The 20,020-nt window shown below is 38.7% G+C and carries 22 protein-coding genes; 4 read left to right on the top strand and 18 right to left on the bottom strand.

Translation table 11 applies throughout. The features are described from left to right. Positions 1-13: 13 nt before the first annotated feature. The 10 genes from N3I35_05475 to N3I35_05430 all read right to left on the bottom strand — a co-directional run bounded on the left by N3I35_05475 (position 14) and on the right by N3I35_05430 (position 11,083). Complete coding sequence (locus N3I35_05475; protein MCX8129537.1) at positions 14-1,261, bottom strand: hypothetical protein; 1,248 nt, start codon at positions 1,259-1,261, stop codon at positions 14-16. Between the two features lie 89 nt (positions 1,262-1,350). Next, the gene (locus tag N3I35_05470; GenBank protein MCX8129536.1) at positions 1,351-2,814 is read right to left on the bottom strand and encodes a DUF6382 domain-containing protein; all 1,464 of its coding nucleotides are present in this window, start codon (positions 2,812-2,814) and stop codon (positions 1,351-1,353) included. Positions 2,815-2,831: 17 nt separating this feature from the next. Continuing rightward, positions 2,832-3,836 (bottom strand): hypothetical protein, encoded by a 1,005-nt coding sequence (locus N3I35_05465; GenBank protein MCX8129535.1) that lies wholly within the window; start codon positions 3,834-3,836, stop codon positions 2,832-2,834. A gap of 14 nt (positions 3,837-3,850) precedes the next feature. Next, entirely contained in the window at positions 3,851-5,929 is a 2,079-nt protein-coding gene (locus N3I35_05460; protein MCX8129534.1) for a DUF5702 domain-containing protein, read from the bottom strand. A 10-nt stretch (positions 5,930-5,939) separates the two neighbouring features. Continuing rightward, positions 5,940-6,659: a hypothetical protein gene (locus N3I35_05455; protein MCX8129533.1), complete on the bottom strand. Its 720-nt coding sequence runs from the start codon at positions 6,657-6,659 to the stop codon at positions 5,940-5,942. A 109-nt stretch (positions 6,660-6,768) separates the two neighbouring features. Then, positions 6,769-6,984, bottom strand: coding sequence for a hypothetical protein (locus N3I35_05450; GenBank protein ID MCX8129532.1), 216 nt, complete (start codon positions 6,982-6,984; stop codon positions 6,769-6,771). 21 nt (positions 6,985-7,005) lie between these two features. Next, on the bottom strand, positions 7,006-7,866 hold the full coding sequence (locus tag N3I35_05445; protein MCX8129531.1) for a type II secretion system F family protein: 861 nt from the start codon (positions 7,864-7,866) through the stop codon (positions 7,006-7,008). Between the two features lie 15 nt (positions 7,867-7,881). Beyond that, a complete protein-coding gene (locus N3I35_05440) occupies positions 7,882-8,685 on the bottom strand; it encodes a pilus assembly protein TadB (GenBank protein ID MCX8129530.1) in 804 nt (267 codons plus the stop codon). Between the two features lie 17 nt (positions 8,686-8,702). After that, complete coding sequence (locus tag N3I35_05435; protein MCX8129529.1) at positions 8,703-9,941, bottom strand: CpaF family protein; 1,239 nt, start codon at positions 9,939-9,941, stop codon at positions 8,703-8,705. An 11-nt stretch (positions 9,942-9,952) separates the two neighbouring features. Beyond that, a complete protein-coding gene (locus N3I35_05430) occupies positions 9,953-11,083 on the bottom strand; it encodes an AAA family ATPase (protein ID MCX8129528.1) in 1,131 nt (376 codons plus the stop codon). A 533-nt stretch (positions 11,084-11,616) separates the two neighbouring features. Between N3I35_05430 and N3I35_05425 the strand changes: the two genes are divergently transcribed. Then, positions 11,617-11,946 (top strand): hypothetical protein, encoded by a 330-nt coding sequence (locus N3I35_05425; protein ID MCX8129527.1) that lies wholly within the window; start codon positions 11,617-11,619, stop codon positions 11,944-11,946. Positions 11,947-12,057: 111 nt separating this feature from the next. Here the strand turns inward: N3I35_05425 and N3I35_05420 are convergent, their stop codons facing one another. From N3I35_05420 to N3I35_05400, 5 genes are all read right to left on the bottom strand, one after another. Then, positions 12,058-12,285, bottom strand: coding sequence for a hypothetical protein (locus tag N3I35_05420; GenBank protein ID MCX8129526.1), 228 nt, complete (start codon positions 12,283-12,285; stop codon positions 12,058-12,060). 195 nt (positions 12,286-12,480) lie between these two features. Beyond that, the gene (locus N3I35_05415; protein ID MCX8129525.1) at positions 12,481-12,666 is read right to left on the bottom strand and encodes a hypothetical protein; all 186 of its coding nucleotides are present in this window, start codon (positions 12,664-12,666) and stop codon (positions 12,481-12,483) included. Positions 12,667-12,732: 66 nt separating this feature from the next. Beyond that, positions 12,733-13,467, bottom strand: a complete 735-nt coding sequence (locus N3I35_05410; GenBank protein MCX8129524.1) for a M48 family metallopeptidase — start codon at positions 13,465-13,467, stop codon at positions 12,733-12,735. 8 nt (positions 13,468-13,475) lie between these two features. Continuing rightward, positions 13,476-14,243, bottom strand: a complete 768-nt coding sequence (locus N3I35_05405; protein ID MCX8129523.1) for an SDR family oxidoreductase — start codon at positions 14,241-14,243, stop codon at positions 13,476-13,478. A 37-nt stretch (positions 14,244-14,280) separates the two neighbouring features. Then, positions 14,281-14,586, bottom strand: a complete 306-nt coding sequence (locus N3I35_05400) for a metalloregulator ArsR/SmtB family transcription factor (GenBank protein MCX8129522.1) — start codon at positions 14,584-14,586, stop codon at positions 14,281-14,283. Between the two features lie 376 nt (positions 14,587-14,962). On the opposite strand from N3I35_05400, the gene N3I35_05395 reads away from it, so the two are divergent. Then, positions 14,963-16,153, top strand: a complete 1,191-nt coding sequence (locus tag N3I35_05395; protein ID MCX8129521.1) for a trans-2-enoyl-CoA reductase family protein — start codon at positions 14,963-14,965, stop codon at positions 16,151-16,153. A 144-nt stretch (positions 16,154-16,297) separates the two neighbouring features. Here the strand turns inward: N3I35_05395 and N3I35_05390 are convergent, their stop codons facing one another. The 3 genes from N3I35_05390 to N3I35_05380 all read right to left on the bottom strand — a co-directional run bounded on the left by N3I35_05390 (position 16,298) and on the right by N3I35_05380 (position 18,148). Continuing rightward, positions 16,298-17,005, bottom strand: a complete 708-nt coding sequence (locus N3I35_05390; protein ID MCX8129520.1) for a DUF998 domain-containing protein — start codon at positions 17,003-17,005, stop codon at positions 16,298-16,300. A gap of 262 nt (positions 17,006-17,267) precedes the next feature. Further along, complete coding sequence (locus N3I35_05385) at positions 17,268-17,495, bottom strand: tautomerase family protein (protein MCX8129519.1); 228 nt, start codon at positions 17,493-17,495, stop codon at positions 17,268-17,270. A gap of 62 nt (positions 17,496-17,557) precedes the next feature. Next, entirely contained in the window at positions 17,558-18,148 is a 591-nt protein-coding gene (locus N3I35_05380) for a TetR/AcrR family transcriptional regulator (protein MCX8129518.1), read from the bottom strand. Positions 18,149-18,481: 333 nt separating this feature from the next. Between N3I35_05380 and N3I35_05375 the strand changes: the two genes are divergently transcribed. Beyond that, entirely contained in the window at positions 18,482-19,075 is a 594-nt protein-coding gene (locus tag N3I35_05375; protein ID MCX8129517.1) for an RNA polymerase sigma factor, read from the top strand. Then, positions 19,068-19,991: a hypothetical protein gene (locus N3I35_05370; protein MCX8129516.1), complete on the top strand. Its 924-nt coding sequence runs from the start codon at positions 19,068-19,070 to the stop codon at positions 19,989-19,991. The genes N3I35_05375 and N3I35_05370 overlap by 8 nt, the downstream gene beginning before the upstream one ends. Positions 19,992-20,020: the final 29 nt, after the last annotated feature.

The raw sequence follows: 20,020 nt of genomic DNA, 5'->3' as shown, positions 1-20,020 counted from the left end.
CCCCCTGCTGCAGCTAGTTAGGGTATTTTTTGAGATACTGCTCTGAGTTCAATCCACCTTTGCATGTGATGGATATGGATATATTCTTAGTGCCATGCATGCACAAATATCTCTCATTTATCTTTACTTCTCTATCAATACGGCATCCGTCTTTAGAAAAAATATTGTCCAGCTCTGTTTTTGCCTTCGGAAATTCATACTCAAAGAAATACTTTAATAATTCATAGATAAGCGCCAAATGTTTTTCTTTAGTAGCCTTCTTATCAAATAGTGTTACTTCACATAATCTATTCATGTTTATTGTTGATTCATCATTATGCAAACCTATATCAAAATCCATTCCGTGTACTGGGTTTGCTTCTGCCTCATCCTCGCTCTCATAAAATATCCATGAAGCCCCATCCAACCCGCTTGCACCCTTCTGTACAAACCCTGTACTCTTTTTCAGATTTTTTTCCACCACATTTATTGCATTTACCGGGTCAAGTGACCATATAGGATAATATTTCTTTCCGTCGGTACCAATGTAATATTCATTTTCTTTCACAGCAAAAGCAGCTCTTGCCCTTGTATCAAGAAGCCTTATCACTATAGTACAAGCCTGGGCTCTGGTAAGCGTGTCCTGTGGATTGCAAACAGACTTAGAACCCAATACAAAATATCCGAGTACGTATGACTTCACAAAAAAGTCCTTGTATTTATCCCCAATTTTTGCATAATCCTTTATTCTGCACCGCATCACTCCCATATATCCCGGCTCACTGACGTCAGGCTGGAATAGCATTGCTGCCCTGTATATTATCTTTGAAGCCTGCTCTCTTGTTATTGCCTTAGTGTAGTCCTTAAACTCACCGACATCTATCAGCTTATCCTTCCTTGCCTGTTCTATGTAAGGATCTGCCCACTTCAGGCCTGTTACTGCAGGAATCTTGTATCCCAATGAAAGGACCACTGTTTTTAGGAATGCTGCTGTACTCATTTCTCCATCCGGGTTGAACCTGTCCCGTCCCCCGCCGCCAATAATATCAAGCACCGTAAGCTTTCCGATGCAGAATCTGCCCCAATGCATGCCTATATCACTATACTTTTTTAAGCCCTCATCAATATCATTTTTCGTAACAGCCGAAAGCTTATCAGCGAGGGGCCTCATCCGCAAAGCTGCCGTACTTGTTTCTGCTGCTGCAAAAGTACTTATAGCTGTATACAGTACTGTAACAAAAATCAATATAGTTACTGCCGCCTTACACATTTTTATCCTCATAAAAGTCCTCCTGCTTCTCATGCCTTATACGCACATTTTCTTAACACAGACCCCGTTGTGAAAAGCCATGGTTATCATAAATCAAGCATCTACGGTATAATAAATATGAAATCGCAGTTTGCTAGAGAAACCTTGTCATTATTTTCAAGCACATATTCCTTATTGCTTTCAATCCTCTCATTATTTACAAAGGTTCCGTTTTTTGAATTCAGGTCTTTGATGTAGCAGCTTCCATCCCTTTGAAGGATTTCGGCATGCATCTTCCCCACTGCATTATTGCTGCACACGTAATCCACCTGTCCTTCTAGTCTTCCGATAATAAACTGCTGCTTTGTCAGGCGTATCTTCTCTGCTGTACTGCTGTCAGTCCCCTGCAGGTAAGGATAAACCTCCTCGTGCTTTGAAAGAAACTCCGTTTCATAGCTGTTCTTTCTCGGTATTGTCAGCTTGCCATCAGATACGGGGTTATCCCTATTTTCGTTTATTATCCTGCCATTCAAGTCTTTCTTGTTATGTAAAAAAGGCACTTCATTTTCTATACTGTTCTTATTTTTACTTTCAAAATCGTTTACCTTCAACCTGTTTGATTGTTTTTTTACAGCTGTGTCATATTCTCCGCCGCTGCTTTCACCTGCTTTTTGTCCACTATTCACCCCTGATAAAATTGCTCTTATTATCAGGAAATCCGCCGCTCCTACTATCAGAGCCAGTCCTGAAATAATCGAAGTAGCATCCTCCTTACTGATAGACTCCAAAACTCCCGATGTGAATAAGCCTATGAGCACCGCTACAACAGCAACTTGTGATAAAATCAGGGCAAGAACCCGCCAGGCTCTGATGGTATTTCTCATCTTCTTTTTTCCCTTCTCCTTCAAATCCATTTTAGGATTATTTACAGGGGGCATAAGGAAGTCGCTGCTATTTTTCTCACAGGATTCTTGTTTTGCAACATCCCCTTCAGTCTTTGGAGATTGAGTAAGGCACATGTCCTTTAAAAACCTGTCAAACCCTGCTATATTGAAATTTTCCTGTTTTACTGCTACCAGTATGCACTGCAGGTAATTATCGGATGGGCTATCTTCTACATCAGCCAAAGACGTTATAAACCTTAAAACAAAATCTTTAAAATTATTCTGGAAATCTCCTGCTAGAGGCATCGGAAGGTACACCAGAGAAATTCCCGACAAATCCGGACTGACAAATATATAGTTTTCATCCAGAATAAAACTGCTTTCCTTAAGGAAATAATTGCAGGCCTCCATAATAGGCTTAATAACCCCACACAAGATTCCCATAAATTCATTCTTATTTAGCTTTTTTCTCTTAAGAATCCATGTCAGAGGTACTTTAGATGTAATATTATAGTAAAGTTTAACCCTCTGATCCTTCCTTCTTATATAGAGAGGCAAAATACCGGAGGTTGGATTATTTGCAATCATTTCAACCTGGTATTCCTGTACCTCTTCACTTTTACCAATCTCTGCCACAAGATAGCTGGCTGTAGCATTCCTCTCATATGTATAGTTGTATTTATTTTGAGTCACATCTGGCATTCTGCTCTCCCCCGCCGTTAATAAAAATTCCACTTCCCCTTATTACTGCATACCCTGCACTTCCCATACCCCTTTCTTTCCGCATCAGAAAGCTTTATGAGCCTCCTGCTTGATCTCAGACATGGGCAGTCAGCCTTATGATACTTTTCTCCCGTGCTCGTAATATACACGGTTTCATCTCCCAGCCTTCTATAACTGTCTTCTACAAGAGACCCTTCTTCTGGATCTTCCTTGCCGCCTTCCTTTCCATCGGGGCGAACAGAGGAATATATCCCGTTACTCCCTTTTACCCATGCTTTTTCTACACATACATGACTTAATACTATCTCTCTGCCATCAAAAAACGGAACTGGAACTCTTACTTTATATCTGAGTGCAATAACGGCATCATCTTGGGCCGGTAAAAAACCCATGTCCTTGCAGGCTTTCAAGTATGAAACATCCTTATTTCTCATGCTATACTCCACTAAACTCTGCGGCAGTTGCACAAAGGCATATTCAACTTTATCCCCATGGACATATGTCCCCTTTACAAATTTATCAATCAGTATCTTTGCTGCAGCATATTTCGCTTTGGTCTTAATCTCATAATAACTGCTTCCTGCTTTCCCGGTAACATATTCCTTAACACTGTCTTTTAGCATGACGACAGCTTTGTCCAACACTGAATCCAATGTTCTTCCCCGGATGTTTCCGCCTGAAACCACCATGGCCAGAGTATCTTCCTCCGAACCTTCCGCCAGATACCTTCCTGCTCTTTGTATCTCATCACTGAAGTCCGGAATAGCGTATCCTGAGTTTCCCAAAAAGGCTTCGTCTTCGAGCTGGTTTAAAAACTTTACAGGATAGGCTGCACATGCAATTTGCTTTACTGTTTCATTAGCTGCATGACTAAGCACAATATCTATACAAGCGAGCTTTATGACAAAAATAAGGGTGAGAAGAAAGAACAGAAAAAAAGGAAATGTCAGACACGCTTCAACAGTAACTGCTCCATTTATTTTATTAGTACGGCCTTTCATACATCCTCCTTCTTTTAGTAATCCACATGTATCTCTTTGCTTATGACATACTTCGATCCTTTAAAACCAGAAAATCCAAGCATTTCAGGTTTGAGCAGGGGGAGAAACCATAGATTGATTTCTACTGAAACCTTCGCTCTCAAAGCAGTGTTGTAGTCTGAAAGCATGAAACCAGGGTTCCGGAGCCTGGATTCATAATCGGGGCATTTGCTGTTCACCTGTATAAGCTGGCGGATATTATTTAATTGTGTATTCTCACTAACAGCAGATTGCAGTAGAAGAAAAATTCTTAAATGCTCTGCATAGTCAACCTTGAGTTCAGACTTTTTCAGTGTAGGGCATATACTGATGCTTTTTCCTCCGTAGAGTTCATAGCAGTCAATAAAGGATTGCACCAGTCCTCTTCCGGCAGCATAGACCAATCTTAAGACCGGGTGGGGTACCTTGCTTGTAGCAAAATAATCTACAGAGTTTATTGCATATCTCATTATGCCTACTGCTCTTATTGTTTGTGCTATATTTGCATTCTGACTTTTTCCTCCCCACAAAATATATTCTACCTCCCCCTTCCGGAAGTAATGGTCTCTTTCTGTAAGTGATGAATGGTATGTAAATTTGTCCATAATATATTCGACTATATATAGCTTTTCTACCCCTGCTTCAACTGCCGTCCTGATTCTATCTATCAAAGCAAATGCATCTTCCCCAGCAGTTTCAGCCTCCTTAAGGTGCTTTTCATCCGTAAGAATTTGCCTATTGTCAAATGTTTTAGGATCAATTATTTCCTTCTGCTTTGCCTGCTCAAATTCACTACCAGTAATAAGCCACTCATCCTTTATGCTTTTATATCCAAGAAGCTTACTAAACTTGTCACTCAAAGCAGATAACTTGCCGCTGGCATTCTCATGATCACGCTCAGGCCTTTCTTCCGGCACGTCTGAGGCCTCCCGCACCTTTATTTCGTTCAGCTCCCTAAGGGGAAGACTGCCTTTCAGCTTATTTATATCCTGCAAGTATGTTTCCATCTCAGATTCAAGCATTCTAATCCTGTCATTATTCTGTTCAATAGCTTTATAAATTTCTTCAGTTTCACCTCTACCCTTCTTACCTTTTTCCTTTGAAGCATTTAAAAACCCATTCCGTTCATTTAATATACTTATTTCCAAAGACAGTGTACTAATATTCTTAAGAAGAGGCTCTGCCAGCATCTGATATGTACTGACTTCTGCAAGCAGTACTGAAGCCTCTTTTAAAGTTTTACTTATTGCTCCATCAGCATCTCCAAACTCCTTGTCACATGTTTTTATCGCAGCCTCCCCCTGTAGCGCTTCATCATTATTTGCTGATTCAGCATACTTGCAAGCCTCATCCGCAGCTTTCCTGTATGCAAATATGCTTTCATCCAGTACGCCCGCGCCGCCCACAGCCTCAGTACAGTATTTCTTCAGTGCATTAAGCCTGTCAGTATACTCCTTTACATTTGAGCTGTTTACAGAATTATTCATTACATAAGATATAGTGCCATTTAGTTCTTTAATGCTGTCATTAAGCCTTTCTATATTTGCTTTGACATTCGTACTCTTCTCTCTGGCATTTTTCGCTTTTACCGCAAAATCCTTTTTACTGAATATCCCTGAAGCAGAAATTTTATCAATTATATTTTCTGTTACCATTAAGGGTACTCTGTACTTCACATATTCCAATATCTGCTCTTTAAAAGCATTATCACTGTTGCTTATTATACTCCTGTAACCACAGGCTGAAGTTTTGCCTTTATCTAATTTGTACCTTATGAGGTTAAAGCCCTTTGCAGAAACCTGAAGATTGGCAGAAAGATATCTAAAAAATTCTTCATTGGCAGTGTCTGCTTTTGAAACTGTATTCAGGGCAAACAAGCCATAATCACCGGCAAGATTTTCATCATAATTTGCCAATACAGACCTTGCTGCTGCATTGACTGCACTTTGGACTTCCTTCTCAGCCAGCATTATTCTGGCAATATCAATCATGATACCTGCAAATAGTAAAAGCCCTGTCAGTATGATACACTGAAATACAGCTATTCCTCCCTTCCGGCTTTTATTCCAACTCATCAGCCACCCCTTATCTACTGTTATTTTTAATCTTGCTTTTAAGCATACCGATTTTTTCGGAGATATTTGTCAACACACCGCTCTTATCGGTGTATTCGATGATAAGATCAATATTTCTTATATACTCTTCAGGCTCCGCTATGACCGCTGTCCCTTCACCCGTAAGCGTTATAAATTCCTTACCGTTGAATACTTCCTTTAGTCTCCCGAATGGAATTCTTACCTCTTGAGAGAGATTAACAGTTATCTTGCGCTGTATGGCCATGTTGCTGAAATCAATTGAATAATATGTGGCTGAAGGTCTAAGAAGCCCTTTAGATAGCTCCTTTACTAATGCTTCCTCTATCCTGAAAAGCTTTTGATCCTGCGAACTGCCTCTACTATATCCGCCCGTGTGCTTAGTTTTCTTCAGCATATCTAATTTTCTCCTGATTTTCCTCCCTGTCAGTAAGGAGTCATCCAGAATGTGATAGTAGAGGTCTGCCATATTCCGTGCATTACCTTTCCCATGTATAGCTCCGGTATAGATATCTTTCCTGCTGTCATCCCATATAGCCGCCCCTTGCTGGGAAATGTACCCTGCAGTTTTGGTAAGCAGCATCTTTTGATTGATAATAAGAAACGAATATATAAGCGATGCAAGGACAATGATGATTACCCATATGACCAGAGCTGTTTCAATTGTAGAACTGCCCTTATTATTATGTTTGCTTCCGTCAAGTATAAGCATATTTTCCCCTAATATTTGGACTGCTTTAGACATTATCTTTTTAAGCAGCCTACCCTAAATCTGAGCTTTAAGTCTGCCTTCAAATCATATTTACTACCCTCTTACCCAACTATTTTATAGTCATTGAGGGCATGTCGGTGCTAGCTGGTGTGTTAACAACATCGCCTGCAGAGCCAAAAATCTTAGCCAGTATCTGGTTTACAAATGAAAATATTGCTTTTCTGAATATAAGAGCCAATCCTATAAGAACCGCAATTATAACTACAATTTCAACCGTACCCAGACCATCCTCTTCCTTTAAGAATTTTTTTACCAACCCCATCATATCGCTGCCTCCCTTTTTACCTTATATTCCTCTCATTGCCAGTATTGCCGGTACTGCTACTATTATTAAAATGGCAATAAACATTATCATCATGGGTATCAGCATTTTTGTAGATGCCTCCTCCCCCAACTTCTTAGCAGTGTTTTTTCTCATCTCCCAGCAATCATTTGCCTGAAGTCTCAGGATTGGAATCAGCTCTGAATTTCCTTTCCTGATATTCTGTATGACTACAGAAACAAATTTGGTCACCTGAGGGACCCTGCACCTTCTGGCAAAGTCCTCATAGGCCTGTATTTCAGATTTACCCGCTCTAATATCAAATAATGCCGTTTCCAGTTCCTTGTATATATGTCCGTCCTTTGTATTATCAGCGACTATTTTTTCCCAAGCTCTCGAAACAGTCATTCCTGCATTTACCAGAAGTATAAGCTTGTTGATAAAATCAGGAAAATCAAGCTGGATTGAAATCCTCCTTTTTTTCACCTTTTCACTAAGCTCTCTGTCAGGAATAATAAAAGCTGCACAAATTATGATTACTCCAAAAACAGCCATTGATAAATCCGGTTCCGTACACGCTCCAAGCAAAAATGCAAATAGTAAAGCTATAATCATAAAGGATACTTTATTTGCCCAGTGAATTTTCAGAAAGATATGAGAATACCTGTTCCCATATAGCTCTGACACCTTCCCCGTAATAATCCGGTCGTATTTAAAGGAATATTTGTAATCTACCAGCTCAAGTATATACAACGATATGGGGAAAAAACGTTTCATAGCATACTCTTTCTCGTCTACAGTTCTCATAATATCTTCATATTTAGTTCTTGTAACAAAATACAATGAAAACACCACCCCGGTAAGCAATAAAAATACCAAAAGCAAATCTTTATCCTCCTGCTAAACTCTTATATCCATTATTTTTTTAGAAATGAAATATGCCATAGCAAGAAGCATAATTGAAAAAGTCATTGCTATTCTTCCTGCAATATCGCTAAAAACCGGTCTCATATAGTCAGCAGCACTTGTTGACAATAAAAGTATCATGAAAACAGGAAGAATATTAAGTACCTTATGCTCAAACCTCCGCTGTGCAAGCATTATGTCTATTTCCTGTTTTGTCTCTATTTTGTCGGTTATTAGGTTTGAAGTGTTTTTTATAACTTCAATTATATTCCCACCAGTCCTTTTACAGGTGTAAAACACATCTGCAAAGTTCTTTACATCCTCTAAATGTGACCTCGCGGCAAAACCACCCAAAGCCGATTCTACAGTTTCATTCATCCCGATTTTTTTTACTATGCAGTCTACCTCTGTTATTATGCTGGTATCGCTGCCGGGATATATAATCTCTAAGTCCCTCAAAGCATCTTTAAATGCCGATTCTACAGATTTGCCCGCAGACAGCGAGGATGAAATTGCATATAACATATCTTTGAATTGTAAATTAAGCTCACACTTTCTCTTAGAAATTATTTCTTTTGTTCTTAAACGGGGATAAATCAAAGACATGGGACAAAAGAGCATAGAAAGAGATATGTTGTGATAAAAGATAAGCGTAATGAAAAATATTACTACTGCTGCAAGCAATGTATACAGAACTTTATCTCTGAAAGGCATTATATATATATCATAATCTGTAAGCTTCTCATTTTTTACGCTGCCATTCTGCCATTCTTCCCGAACTTCACCCTCCAAACCCATTCTCCCCCTTAATCTGTTCACACTATATCCGGCACCCCTGCCATCCTGAATTTAGTCTTATTCAACATCTCATTTCCTGTCCTCTTAAGCTTCCCGACAACCTTGCCATCCCAGGTGTCGCCCTCCTCCTCAAACACATAAAGGGGGTTAAGCTGTATCTCTCCATCCTTGTATCCGGTGACTTCTGATATTTCCATCACCCTTCGGGACTTATCCCTCAACCTTGACAGGTGTATGATAATGTCTATGGCAGAAACTATTTGCTTGCGTATGGCCTCAAGAGGCATCGAACTGCCGCTTAAGACCATAGTTTCCAGCCTGCTTAGCATATCTGACGACGAGTTTGCATGGCCTGTGGAAAGTGAACCGTCATGTCCCGTGTTCATGGCCTGGAGCATATCCAGTGCTTCCGGGCCTCGTACCTCTCCAACGATGATCCTATCAGGTCTCATTCTTAACGATGTCTTGATAAGATCCCTGATGGTGATTTCCCCTTTGCCTTCGGTATTTGAGTTACGGGTTTCCAGCCTAACAATATTTTCTACGCATTTTATCTGAAGCTCTGCCGAATCTTCTATTGTAACTATTCTCTCATCAGCCGGTATGTAGTTGGATAACGCATTTAGAAAAGTAGTTTTACCAGACCCTGTTCCACCGGAAATGAAGATATTATATCTCGCACGCACCAGATGTCCGAGAAGTTCTGCTGCTTCCTCCGTAAGTGCTTCGTATCTGACAAGCTTTTCTATAGTCAGAGGCTTTTCAGGAAATTTTCTTATAGTCATGATAGGCCCGTTCAGTGCTATAGGCGGGAGTACTATGTTTACTCTTGAACCGTCTTTCAGGCGGGCGTCAACAATAGGCGAAGATTCGTTTACAGCCCTATTCACCTTTGAAACAACGGATTGTATCACATCCTCAAGCTTTTCCGTATCCTCAAAACAGACATCCAGTTTGGAGCTTTTTCCGTCTCTTTCAATAAAAATAGGGGCTGTACCGTTTATCATTATTTCAGTTATTGATTTATCTTCTATAAGAGGCTGGAGTATATCAAGCCTTCTCATCGAGTTAAAAATAGTTTCTACCAGCTCCCGCTTTTCCCTGATCGTAAGATATGATTTTTTAGAACGCTCAAATACAAAGGTTGTAATTGCATCCCTGATCTGCTCATCCGTAATATCCTTTTTCAAGTCAATGCTATTGCTTACTGCCTTTTTTATTCCTCTTATAAAGTCTTCCCTTTGATTCGTATCCATCGAAAACCTCCCTATATACATTTGCTCTGCACTGCCAGATCGTACCCTTGTATCAGCCTGCCGATATTTTCTCCATTGCCGTTATCCATATTTGTAAGGTATGGTATTTCAGACCAGTTAAAATCTTTAATCTCAGGTATTTTTACCGGATTGGCATTATCAAATATACTTTCATAGTCTGAATAACTCTGGACGGACTGTCTGCACCGGTTTAAAATCACACCGCACTTTCCCCTTATATCTTCCTGTCCTTTTTGAACAAATATATCCAGGCTGTCCACAAACCTGGCAATTTTACTCTCTGAGGACATTTCCATGCCAAACACAAGAAGTATTCTGTCACTGATGCCCAGCAGCCCTGTATTTCTGGCATTAAAGCTGCTTGACATGTCAATGAATATGAAATCATATATCCCAAGAGATTTTATCTGGTCAATCAATTCGTTTACATCTTCAAATGAAATCTCATTTATTTCCACATCATTATCAGAGGGTGCAAAATAGTGAAATCCCCACACAGGGTCCACACATTTTGAAGCCTCAATCTTCAGTGCCAGATTTCTGCTTCTTTCCTTAAGGTAATAGATAACATTTGAAAAATTCAAATCACTTTTGCAGTTCAAAAAAGCTGAAGTAGAATTGAATTCTTCCAGGTTCAGGTAGAATACCATACTTCCCTTTCTGGCGCATTGAATGCAAGCACTTAAAGCAATACTTGTCTTCCCTGATCCCCCCTGGGGTGAAAACACGGAAACAACCCGTGTATTTTTATTCTTGCTTTCTCCGTTAAACTTACCACCTGTTTTTTCCGAATAAACGCCCAGAATACAAGCTGCGAGCCTGTCTCCATACTGATATTTATTGATGCAGTACTGTTCTCCCTCGCCTCTGGCAGCTTTTCCTTTAGTTAGTATAATGAAACACCCGATTTTGCTTTTGTCCACAGAATCATGCTCCAAATCTTCACTTATCAACAATATGTCCACTTTATCTGAAACTTCTTCAAGATACCCCCTGAGATCTTTTATTCCTGAGAAGGTATTTACCGTAAACCTGTGAGGATAATACCTGATCATATAGCTTACAAAGCTATCAAGGTATGCTTCATCATTGTCTGCTATTACCAGATTAATCCCCGCCATTTTCGCACTCCTCTGTCAGTATTTTTTATAATTTCTATATTCTGTATGGACATATGTCCATTATAATACCAAATTTTTAATTTGTCAATTTTTACATTATTTATAGATAATATGTAAAATTATGTCCATTTATGTCGTATATTATGAAATAGCAAAGGTGATTCTGCTGCTTTCACAAGCGTTTGCATCCTTCCTATACACTTAGGGAAACCCGGACTTGTCCAGAAAACAAAAAAGCCGCTTACCCTCACCTAAAAACTTTTAAGGCAAATGGAGAGTTTTTCCCTTGAAAAAGCTACTGAGGCTTCCCGTGCGGTTTTATGATTATTGATACTATAATATTAACTATTCTATACTGTCATGTCATAAACATGTTTGGGACATTCACTACCTTCTTTGCAGCTACAATTATTGACATTACATAGCAATCCGCATAAAATATTTGATAAACAAATGTTTTAGTTATGACTACCTATAAAAGAATTTGTGTTGCTCTAATACTGAAAACATACTAAATATATTGGGGAGGCAATATGGAAAATACAAATACTAATACACCAAAAGAAAATCCTAGAGTTTCAAAACTTTCCCTGACTTCTTTTATTATTATAGCTTCTGGTTATTTTATAATTTTTCTTTCACTTATTCTTCGCAAATCTGCAGTGGTACTCGCAGCGGTTGCTCCACTTTTTCTCATAGTGTCAGTCATTACTTCTCTCGTATTGTCAATAATTGATCTGACACGTAAAAACAGAAAAAAATGGCTATCTATAACTTCAATAGCTTTATGCAGTGTATATTTTCTTCTTTTGATTTTAGCTCTGGTAGTTCTTTTAGCATTCCAACCAACTGCCCAAAAATAAACAGTGTTTTACAAGATTAGTACAAATCAAAAGGTTTTTACATACAACAAGGGACTTGCCTATAATGCTTACGCATCCCTGACAAGCCCCTTAACTCAGCTTTTCTTTTTCTTAATATGTCTGTTCTATGAATGTAATTGACGACTTCTTTAAGAAGTATTTCTGCGGATATTCATTGGACTTAAGTTTTTCATAATCGTATTTATCAAGCACGATAAACTCTTCAGTACCTTCCATAAACCAGCTAATAATCTTTTCTACATCATATCCCCTATCCAGCTTTATCTTCTCGCCGCTCACAAAGTGAATTACCAAACCATGATAGTTATTTCCGTTCATAATATTACCTCCTGAATATTTAAATTTGTTATTTGTTTTTGTATCATGGCTTTATTATAAGCTCTACTGGTGATTCATTTTAGTACTAAACGTCACAAATCTCATATGACAAAAGTCATCCGATCTGTCATAAACAGAAAAAGAGCCTTAGGCCCTTTTAATTTGTACATTATTGTCTATGTATATATGAATCTTCTACCACATCCCCTGTCCCACCATAAGTATATCGTACAGTTCTTCTACCTGGTCATATACCGGCAATCTTTTATTGCTTGTATCATTTAAAAACGCTTTGAGACCGGATAAGCTTTTTACTTCTTCATTATGTCCTACTTCCTGCAGCAACCTGTTTATTTTTACAAGTATCTGCTCTTCACCCATAATGGCGCCTCCTTTATATATATACAGTCTAATTGTATGCTCATATTATGGGTAAATACAATTTTTTTATTCAATCGAATCAAGTTTTCGGGCATATTCCCTTAGCTGCTTTTCTCTGGTTTTGTAGTCAGGCATTACTGAACCGACAACCTCCCAGAATTTCTTTGAATGGTTTAAAACCTTCAGGTGCGCTAATTCATGTACCACCACATAGTCAATTATATCCAGCGGAAACATAACGAGCTTCCAGTTAAAATTTATATTCCCACGGCTGCTGCAGCTGCCCCATCTTGTCTTTTGCTGTTTTATCTTTATCTCTGAAGCTCTTACGCCCATTGCGGGAGAAAAAATCTGGACACGTTCATTCAGTACTTCCATTGCACGTTCCCTGTACCACTCTACGACAATCTTCCTTATCCGCTCCCCATATTCTTCTTTTCCCAGCCCGTTGGGCAGCGTAATTATAATCATATCCCCGGCAGTTCTGAGGGAGGATTTTTTTATGTTTCTATCTTCGACGAGTTTGAGATAAAGAATCCTTCCCAGGTATAGCAGATCAGTATCATCTGCCAGCTCTTTTCTGATGCTGGCAGGTTGCCTTTCCGAAAGCTCTTCAAGCTTCCTTGCAATCCACTCCGCTTTTTGGTTTACTATATCTTCAATCTGCTTTCTGCCAACCCAGTGTGGAGCCGATACCCTCACGCCGTTTTTTACACTGACAGATATTCCTACAGACTTCCGATTACTTAATATTATGGTATATTCAATTATTTTGTCTTTATACAACACTTTATTTTGCATGACACTTTTTATATTCCCATTATGTTTAGTCCGCAATCCACATGTATCACTTCTCCTGTTATACCTCTTGACATATCACTCAGGAGAAATACCACAGGTCCGCCCACATCATCATGATCTATTCTCCTTCTCAAAGGAGCCTTTTGATCTGAAGCATCAAGTATACTACTGAAATCTTTAACCCCTTTTGCCGACATTGTTTTTATCGGTCCGGCAGATATGGCATTTACTCTTATTCCGTGAGGCCCTACGTCTGAGGCCAGATACATTACACTGGCTTCAAGTGCAGCCTTTGCCACTCCCATTACATTATATCCCGAGAAAACTTTTTCTGCTCCCATGTATGTAAGTGTGACAATACTTCCCCCTTCAACCATCAAGTCCTTTGCTCTTCTGCTCACTGCAGTGAGGGAATAGGCACTTATATCATTGGCAAGAGCAAACCCGTCCCTAGAAGTGTTTATCAAACCATTCTGGATGTCCTCGGTTCTGGCATATGCAATAGAATGGACAAGGCCGTGCAAAATCCCATACTTGGCCTCTATTTCCTTAAAGAGATTATCTATTTCCTCATCGGAGGTAATATCACACTTTAGCACAGCAGGATTTCCAAGTGAGGAAACCAGGTCTTCCATACTCTCCTTCTCTCTTTCGCCGAGATATGTAAAAATCAGATTTGCGCCTTCCGCATATACAGCTTTTGCAATTCCCCAGGCAATACTCCACTTGTTTCTTACACCCATTATCAATATATTCCTGTTTGAAAGTAAACCCATCTTAATCATTCCTTTCATATTTTGATATAGATAACGCTCAATCGAGTGTATTTTCCCCTGTCTTCAGCTCATCACCCTGCATTAATAACCGGAGTGAGTAGTTTATGAAACAGCCGTCCAGCGAAAAAAACAAAAACTTGCCCTTCCGTCTGAAACTCACCAGCCCGCTTCTGGAAAGTATCTTTGCATGGTGCGAAAAGGTGGATTTACTCAGATTGAACTTAAGAATCAATTCAGAACAAGGCTTTTCACCGTTTAAAAGCTCTCTCACAATATTCAGTCTGGTTTTATCCGACAGAGCAACGAAAACATCTAAAGCTTTGTCATTTATAATTCTGCCCATTTTCCCACTCCTCAGTTCGATTTTTTTCGAACTATTTAATTTTACCATATTCAGTAAATCTGTCAACAAGTATTATGAGCTGGTAATAATAAATATTTTATGATATAATTCACAATATAAAAATAGAACGTATAAACTTAACCTGTAAATCCAGCTTAGTAAATTTTCTGGCTAGACATGTTCGTAGAGAGTTTAGAGCCTGTTAATCCGGGTGAGGAGAAGTCAAATCAAAGTCTGAACGAAGTGAGTTTGATTTGATCCCAACTGAATTACACAGCATCTTAATACTCGCAACGTCTGCTTCTGGGAATAAAATTTACTTAGCCTGACATGTAAATAAATAGTCTATACTTAATCAGTTGGAGGAGTGTTTAGAATGATAGTAAATCCAAAGGTCAGAGGTTTTATATGTACGACTGCGCATCCCACAGGCTGTGCAAGCCATGTGCTTGAACAAATAAAATACGTAAAAGGACAGCCCGGCATAAACGGTCCTAAGAAAGTACTGGTAATCGGCGCATCAACAGGTTATGGCCTTGCATCACGTATTGTTTCTGCATTTGGCTCAGGAGCTGCCACCATAGGTGTCTTTTTTGAAAAAGCTGCTTCCGAGGCTCGTACAGCAAGCGCAGGCTGGTATAACTCGGCAGCCTTTGAAAAAGCTGCACAGGAAAGTGGAATATACGCAAAGAGTATAAATGGCGATGCTTTTTCAAATGAAATAAAAGAAAAAACAATTGAATTAATTAAGAAAGATCTTGGGAAAGTTGATCTTATCGTTTACAGTCTTGCGTCTCCGAGACGCATTCACCCTGATACGGGAGAAACTTTGAATTCCGTTATTAAGCCCATAGGGAAAGCATATACAAACAAAACTGTAAACTTCCACAGCGGTGAAGTCACTGACATTACGGTAGGACCGGCAAATGAAGAAGAAATCAGGCAAACTGTAGCGGTAATGGGCGGAGAAGACTGGGAGATGTGGATAAAAGCTCTCAGAAGCGCAGATGTCCTTGCAGATAATGTTGTTACTGTCGCATATTCCTACATAGGACCTGAGATTACTCATTCCATATATAGGGATGGAACTATAGGAAGAGCAAAAGACCATCTTGAGTTTTCAGTACAGAATATAGACAACCAGCTAAAGACTATAGGGGGAAAAGCTTATGTGTCTGTGAATAAGGCTTTGGTGACACAGGCAAGTTCCGCTATTCCTGTTGTACCGCTATATATATCACTTCTTTTTAAAGTAATGAAAAATATGAATATCCATGAAGGCTGCATTGAGCAAATGTACCGTCTTTTTGCAGACAGCCTTTACTCCGGCAAACTGGGATTGGATGAAAAGGGCCGTATCCGCATAGATGACTGGGAAATGAGGGACGATGTCCAAAACCTGGTAATGAAGGCATGGAATGAAGTGACTACAGAAAACCTTGAAGCTACTTCAGATATAAAGGGTTACCGTGAGGATTTCTTCAAACTGTTCGGTTTTGGGCTTAAGGGCATTGATTACGAAGGTGATGTTGACATAAATATAGATGTTCCAAGTATTAAAGAATAATTATCCTCCAGTGTTTGATACTTTTTTCTAATAAATAAGAACTGTTCATTCCGGACAGTTCTTATTTTATGTGTTAAAGTATTCCATGTTTATGTAATTTTTTTCACATATAGATACTATCCGGATCTTCACTTCTGAATATTGCTATACTCTATCTTTTATGAGGGTTTCCCCTTTAATCAGCCATGATATCCCAAACGAGAATAAAGCCAATGTTTCAAACACTAATATCACTCTATATTTGTCTATCATTTCCTTGGGCATGAACTGCAAACAAAGCACTGCACCAAGCAGCGAGAGTAACATTGTAACACCACATATGACATATATAATATTTCTCCAGCGTTTTTGTTTTGTTATCTGTTTTTCCTGGCCTGTCATAGTAAAAAGGAATATCGAGATTATTGCCAATAAGGTAAAAAACGCCACAGCGCATATAAGGTGCAGTGTATCGGACAGAGGCATACTTAGCCGCAATAATCCCACTTCCGGCATTGGAAACTGTTCGCTCCTGCATGGAATTATAGCGACCCCCAGTCCAAAAACCCCTGCAACACTGGTGATAAGTTGATCAAACCTGTTATACCCGTCATAAGTAATTAAAAATAAAGATACCACACATAATATACCAACAAAGAAATCTCTCATATTGGTGTAATAATACGAACTTATAGTACTTTGGACAGGTATGCGGGAAATAAACCATCCCCCTAATATATTAATCAAAGGCAGTAATATTCCCAATATACCTATCCAACGTCGTAAGGACAAGTAAGATTTACTGACACATTCATGTTCTTTATTTAATACTCCGATGATATTCATAATACTCATATCTTCTCCCTTCATCATCAGCCCTTCCGATACCGGCAGCTTTTGTACTTGAATCAAGATTTTTTAGTAGGCATTTTTATATTGCACCTCTATTATTGAAAGCCGATAATGAATACTACAGCTATAACACAATGGTATATTATGTAAAACAGATAGTCAAGTATAAATAAAAAATAGATATTGCAGGCAAAAATACTCTATCCATCTTGTATATCTTATATAAATGTAAAAGCTATATCCGGTACCGGATATAGCTTTTACATAGAACATGCCCACTTACCTAAAACTGAGTCAGTCTTTTTACAAACTCCAATGTTGCCGTAGAACCCCCGATTCCCATATTAATAGGCTCCTCCTCCTCAATGGCCAAAATAACGTATTTTCTTAACTCCTCATTCCCTTTTCCTTCAATTTCAACCATTAAATCAGCGAATTTTTTATGCAGCTCCAGTTTCTGTTCTTCTGATAGAGCACCTCTAATTGTTTTGATTGTCGCGATTGGCATCATTATTCTCCTTTCAAGTTAATATTTACAAAAATACCGATCGGTATATTTTTGTCCAAAAAAAGCTATCTTTCTAACGACCCGATAATACTCTCAACCTGTTCTATCGCCCCAATTATAAAGCTGTCTTTACCTGTAGCCTTTGCCAAAATGATACCCCCTTCAAATAGGGTTATTATAACTTGGGCAGTCTTTTGAGATTTTACAGTTTCAATAATTTCCCCGGAAGCCTTACCTTCCTCAATAATAGAAGCTATATTGCATTCCAGTCCATGAATTACATCAATTGCAAGATTATTTAGAAGCGGATGAGTATCATCAGCCTCAATAAGAGTGTTTGCAATAGGACAACCACCATTATCCAAAATGGATTTATAAATCCTCCTATATACATTCGGAAAAACATATAACTTTTCAATAGGGTTCTTTATTGCTGCAATTTTACTCTTGATTTCATCAGTAATTTTGTCAACATTAAATAAAAAGCAATTTATAGCCAGGTCATCTTTATTGTCAAAATTGCCGTAAATACTACCTTTTGTGAGTTTTGTCGCCTCCGTTAAATCCGACAGGGAAGTTCCATGGTAGCCCCTCCTGTTAAAAATAGGCGATGCTTTTTCAATTATGTATTTCTTAGTTCTCTCCGCTTTATCCATGCACCAAATATACCACTCGGTATATTTGGTTGTCAAGAAAAATAAAATATTTGAGGCCGAAAGTTTACTTCCTATCAAAAAGCTTATAATTATGTTGAAATACTTAAACACGGATTAATACAATATTGTATAATAACCACATAGATACCCTCGCACACACAGGTAGTATTATAAAATAAATTTTAATGATCAAATCTATTAAATATACAGTATTGAATGCTTTAACCATGTATTTTGTAAAGAAGTAAAAAAGTCTAATAAAAAGTGAACCGGATTGAAGACTATTTCCACATATATTACAAGGGAGCTCCAAATACGAAAGGGGAAGAAAACGTGGAGGAAATAAACATAATACGCAAATGCCAGCTGGGAGATATGGAAGCTTTTAATGAACTGTACAGATTATATATTGGTCGCGCAATGAGGACAGCATACTATATTTCAGGCAATAAAACCACTGCTGAGGATATAGTGCAGGAAGCTTTTACTGAAGCATATATGAAGCTGAAATCGCTACGTACTCCAGAAACCTTTTACAGGTGGTTTTACATCATATTGGTGCGCACAGGCTGGAGGATGGTAAATAAATCTAAAAAAATCTTACCTGTCGAAAATATATTTGAAGATACAGATATACCCACTTTTCAGGAATCCGTAGAAGAAACCGTAGAAGTTAGGGAAAGAAACCTGATTATCAGGAATGCCCTAGGGAGCTTAAGCGTTCCTGTTAGAACTGCGGTTGTCCTTTACTACTACAATGATATGACAATAAAAGACATCTCAAAAATAATGGGCTGCTTTCAGGGAACTGTTAAATCCAGACTCTTCCAGGCAAGGCTGCAGATAAAAAAGAGTTTGACAAAACAAACCCATGAAGAGCTTTTCGATTTTGCACATAGTGGAAAGGAGTGTATGAATAATGATTAATAATGATCAGCTGGATGATAATATAAAACAGGTACTCTCAACAGAGCTTGTGAAGATTGAAGCACCTGATGATATGTACCTGCGGATCGAAGAGAATATTAAGGGTAAAAAGGGTAGACCGATACCCGGCTACGCAAAAAACATAACAAGAACTGTATTAGCCTTCTCTCTCAGTCTTGCAGTTATCCTAGGCGTTTCAGCGATATTCTCTCCAACTGTAAGAGCAATAGCACTGGATACTATCGATGCCATAAAAACAATATTTGTAGTAGAGGGAACGGGAGACGACTACAAGGTAGTTGAAAAAGATGCTTCCGAATCAGAAATGGTTTCATCGGTTTCATCCACAACAAGCCTGAGTGATGAAGCACTATCAAAGTTGCTGGGCTACAAAGTAAGCTTCCCCCAAAAATTGTATGGGGAATTTGCACTAAAAGATAAAGCTCTTACACTGTCTTTAGGCAAAGAGATGGACTATATCACTGCACAAAGTCTTCAGGCAAGTATGTTGAAAGCTATAAATGACAGCAGCGAATTTGAGAAACTTAAGGACTATGACCCCAGGCTCAGTGTTTTTGCTACCTATGTATCTGATACTGGTAATACTATATTTACAAGCATAGACAAACTCACAGATACCCATACTTCTTCAAATAATGGCTCTAGCGTAAAAATCGGAGAGTACACAGGCATATGGCAGGAATTTGCATTCCCCGATTATCCTACGAAGGTTGTTGACGGTATAAAAACTGCCGATTTGACACAGAAGCCCAAAGGAGTAATAAAGCTTCATGCTATTTCGTGGAACACAATTGACTTGCATTATTCGATAAATTCCTATGCATACCAGAAATATGAACTCACAAAGGAAAATGCAATAAAGATCGCAGAGTCTTTTTTGGGCCTAGCAAAATAACTGTAAAGGCTGTGGGTGACAACACCCAC

The sequence above is a fragment of the Clostridia bacterium genome (assembly GCA_026414765.1).
Taxonomy (GTDB): Bacteria; Bacillota; Clostridia; order Acetivibrionales; family DSM-27016; genus SKW86.
This window is presented reverse-complemented; position numbering and strand designations above follow the sequence as displayed.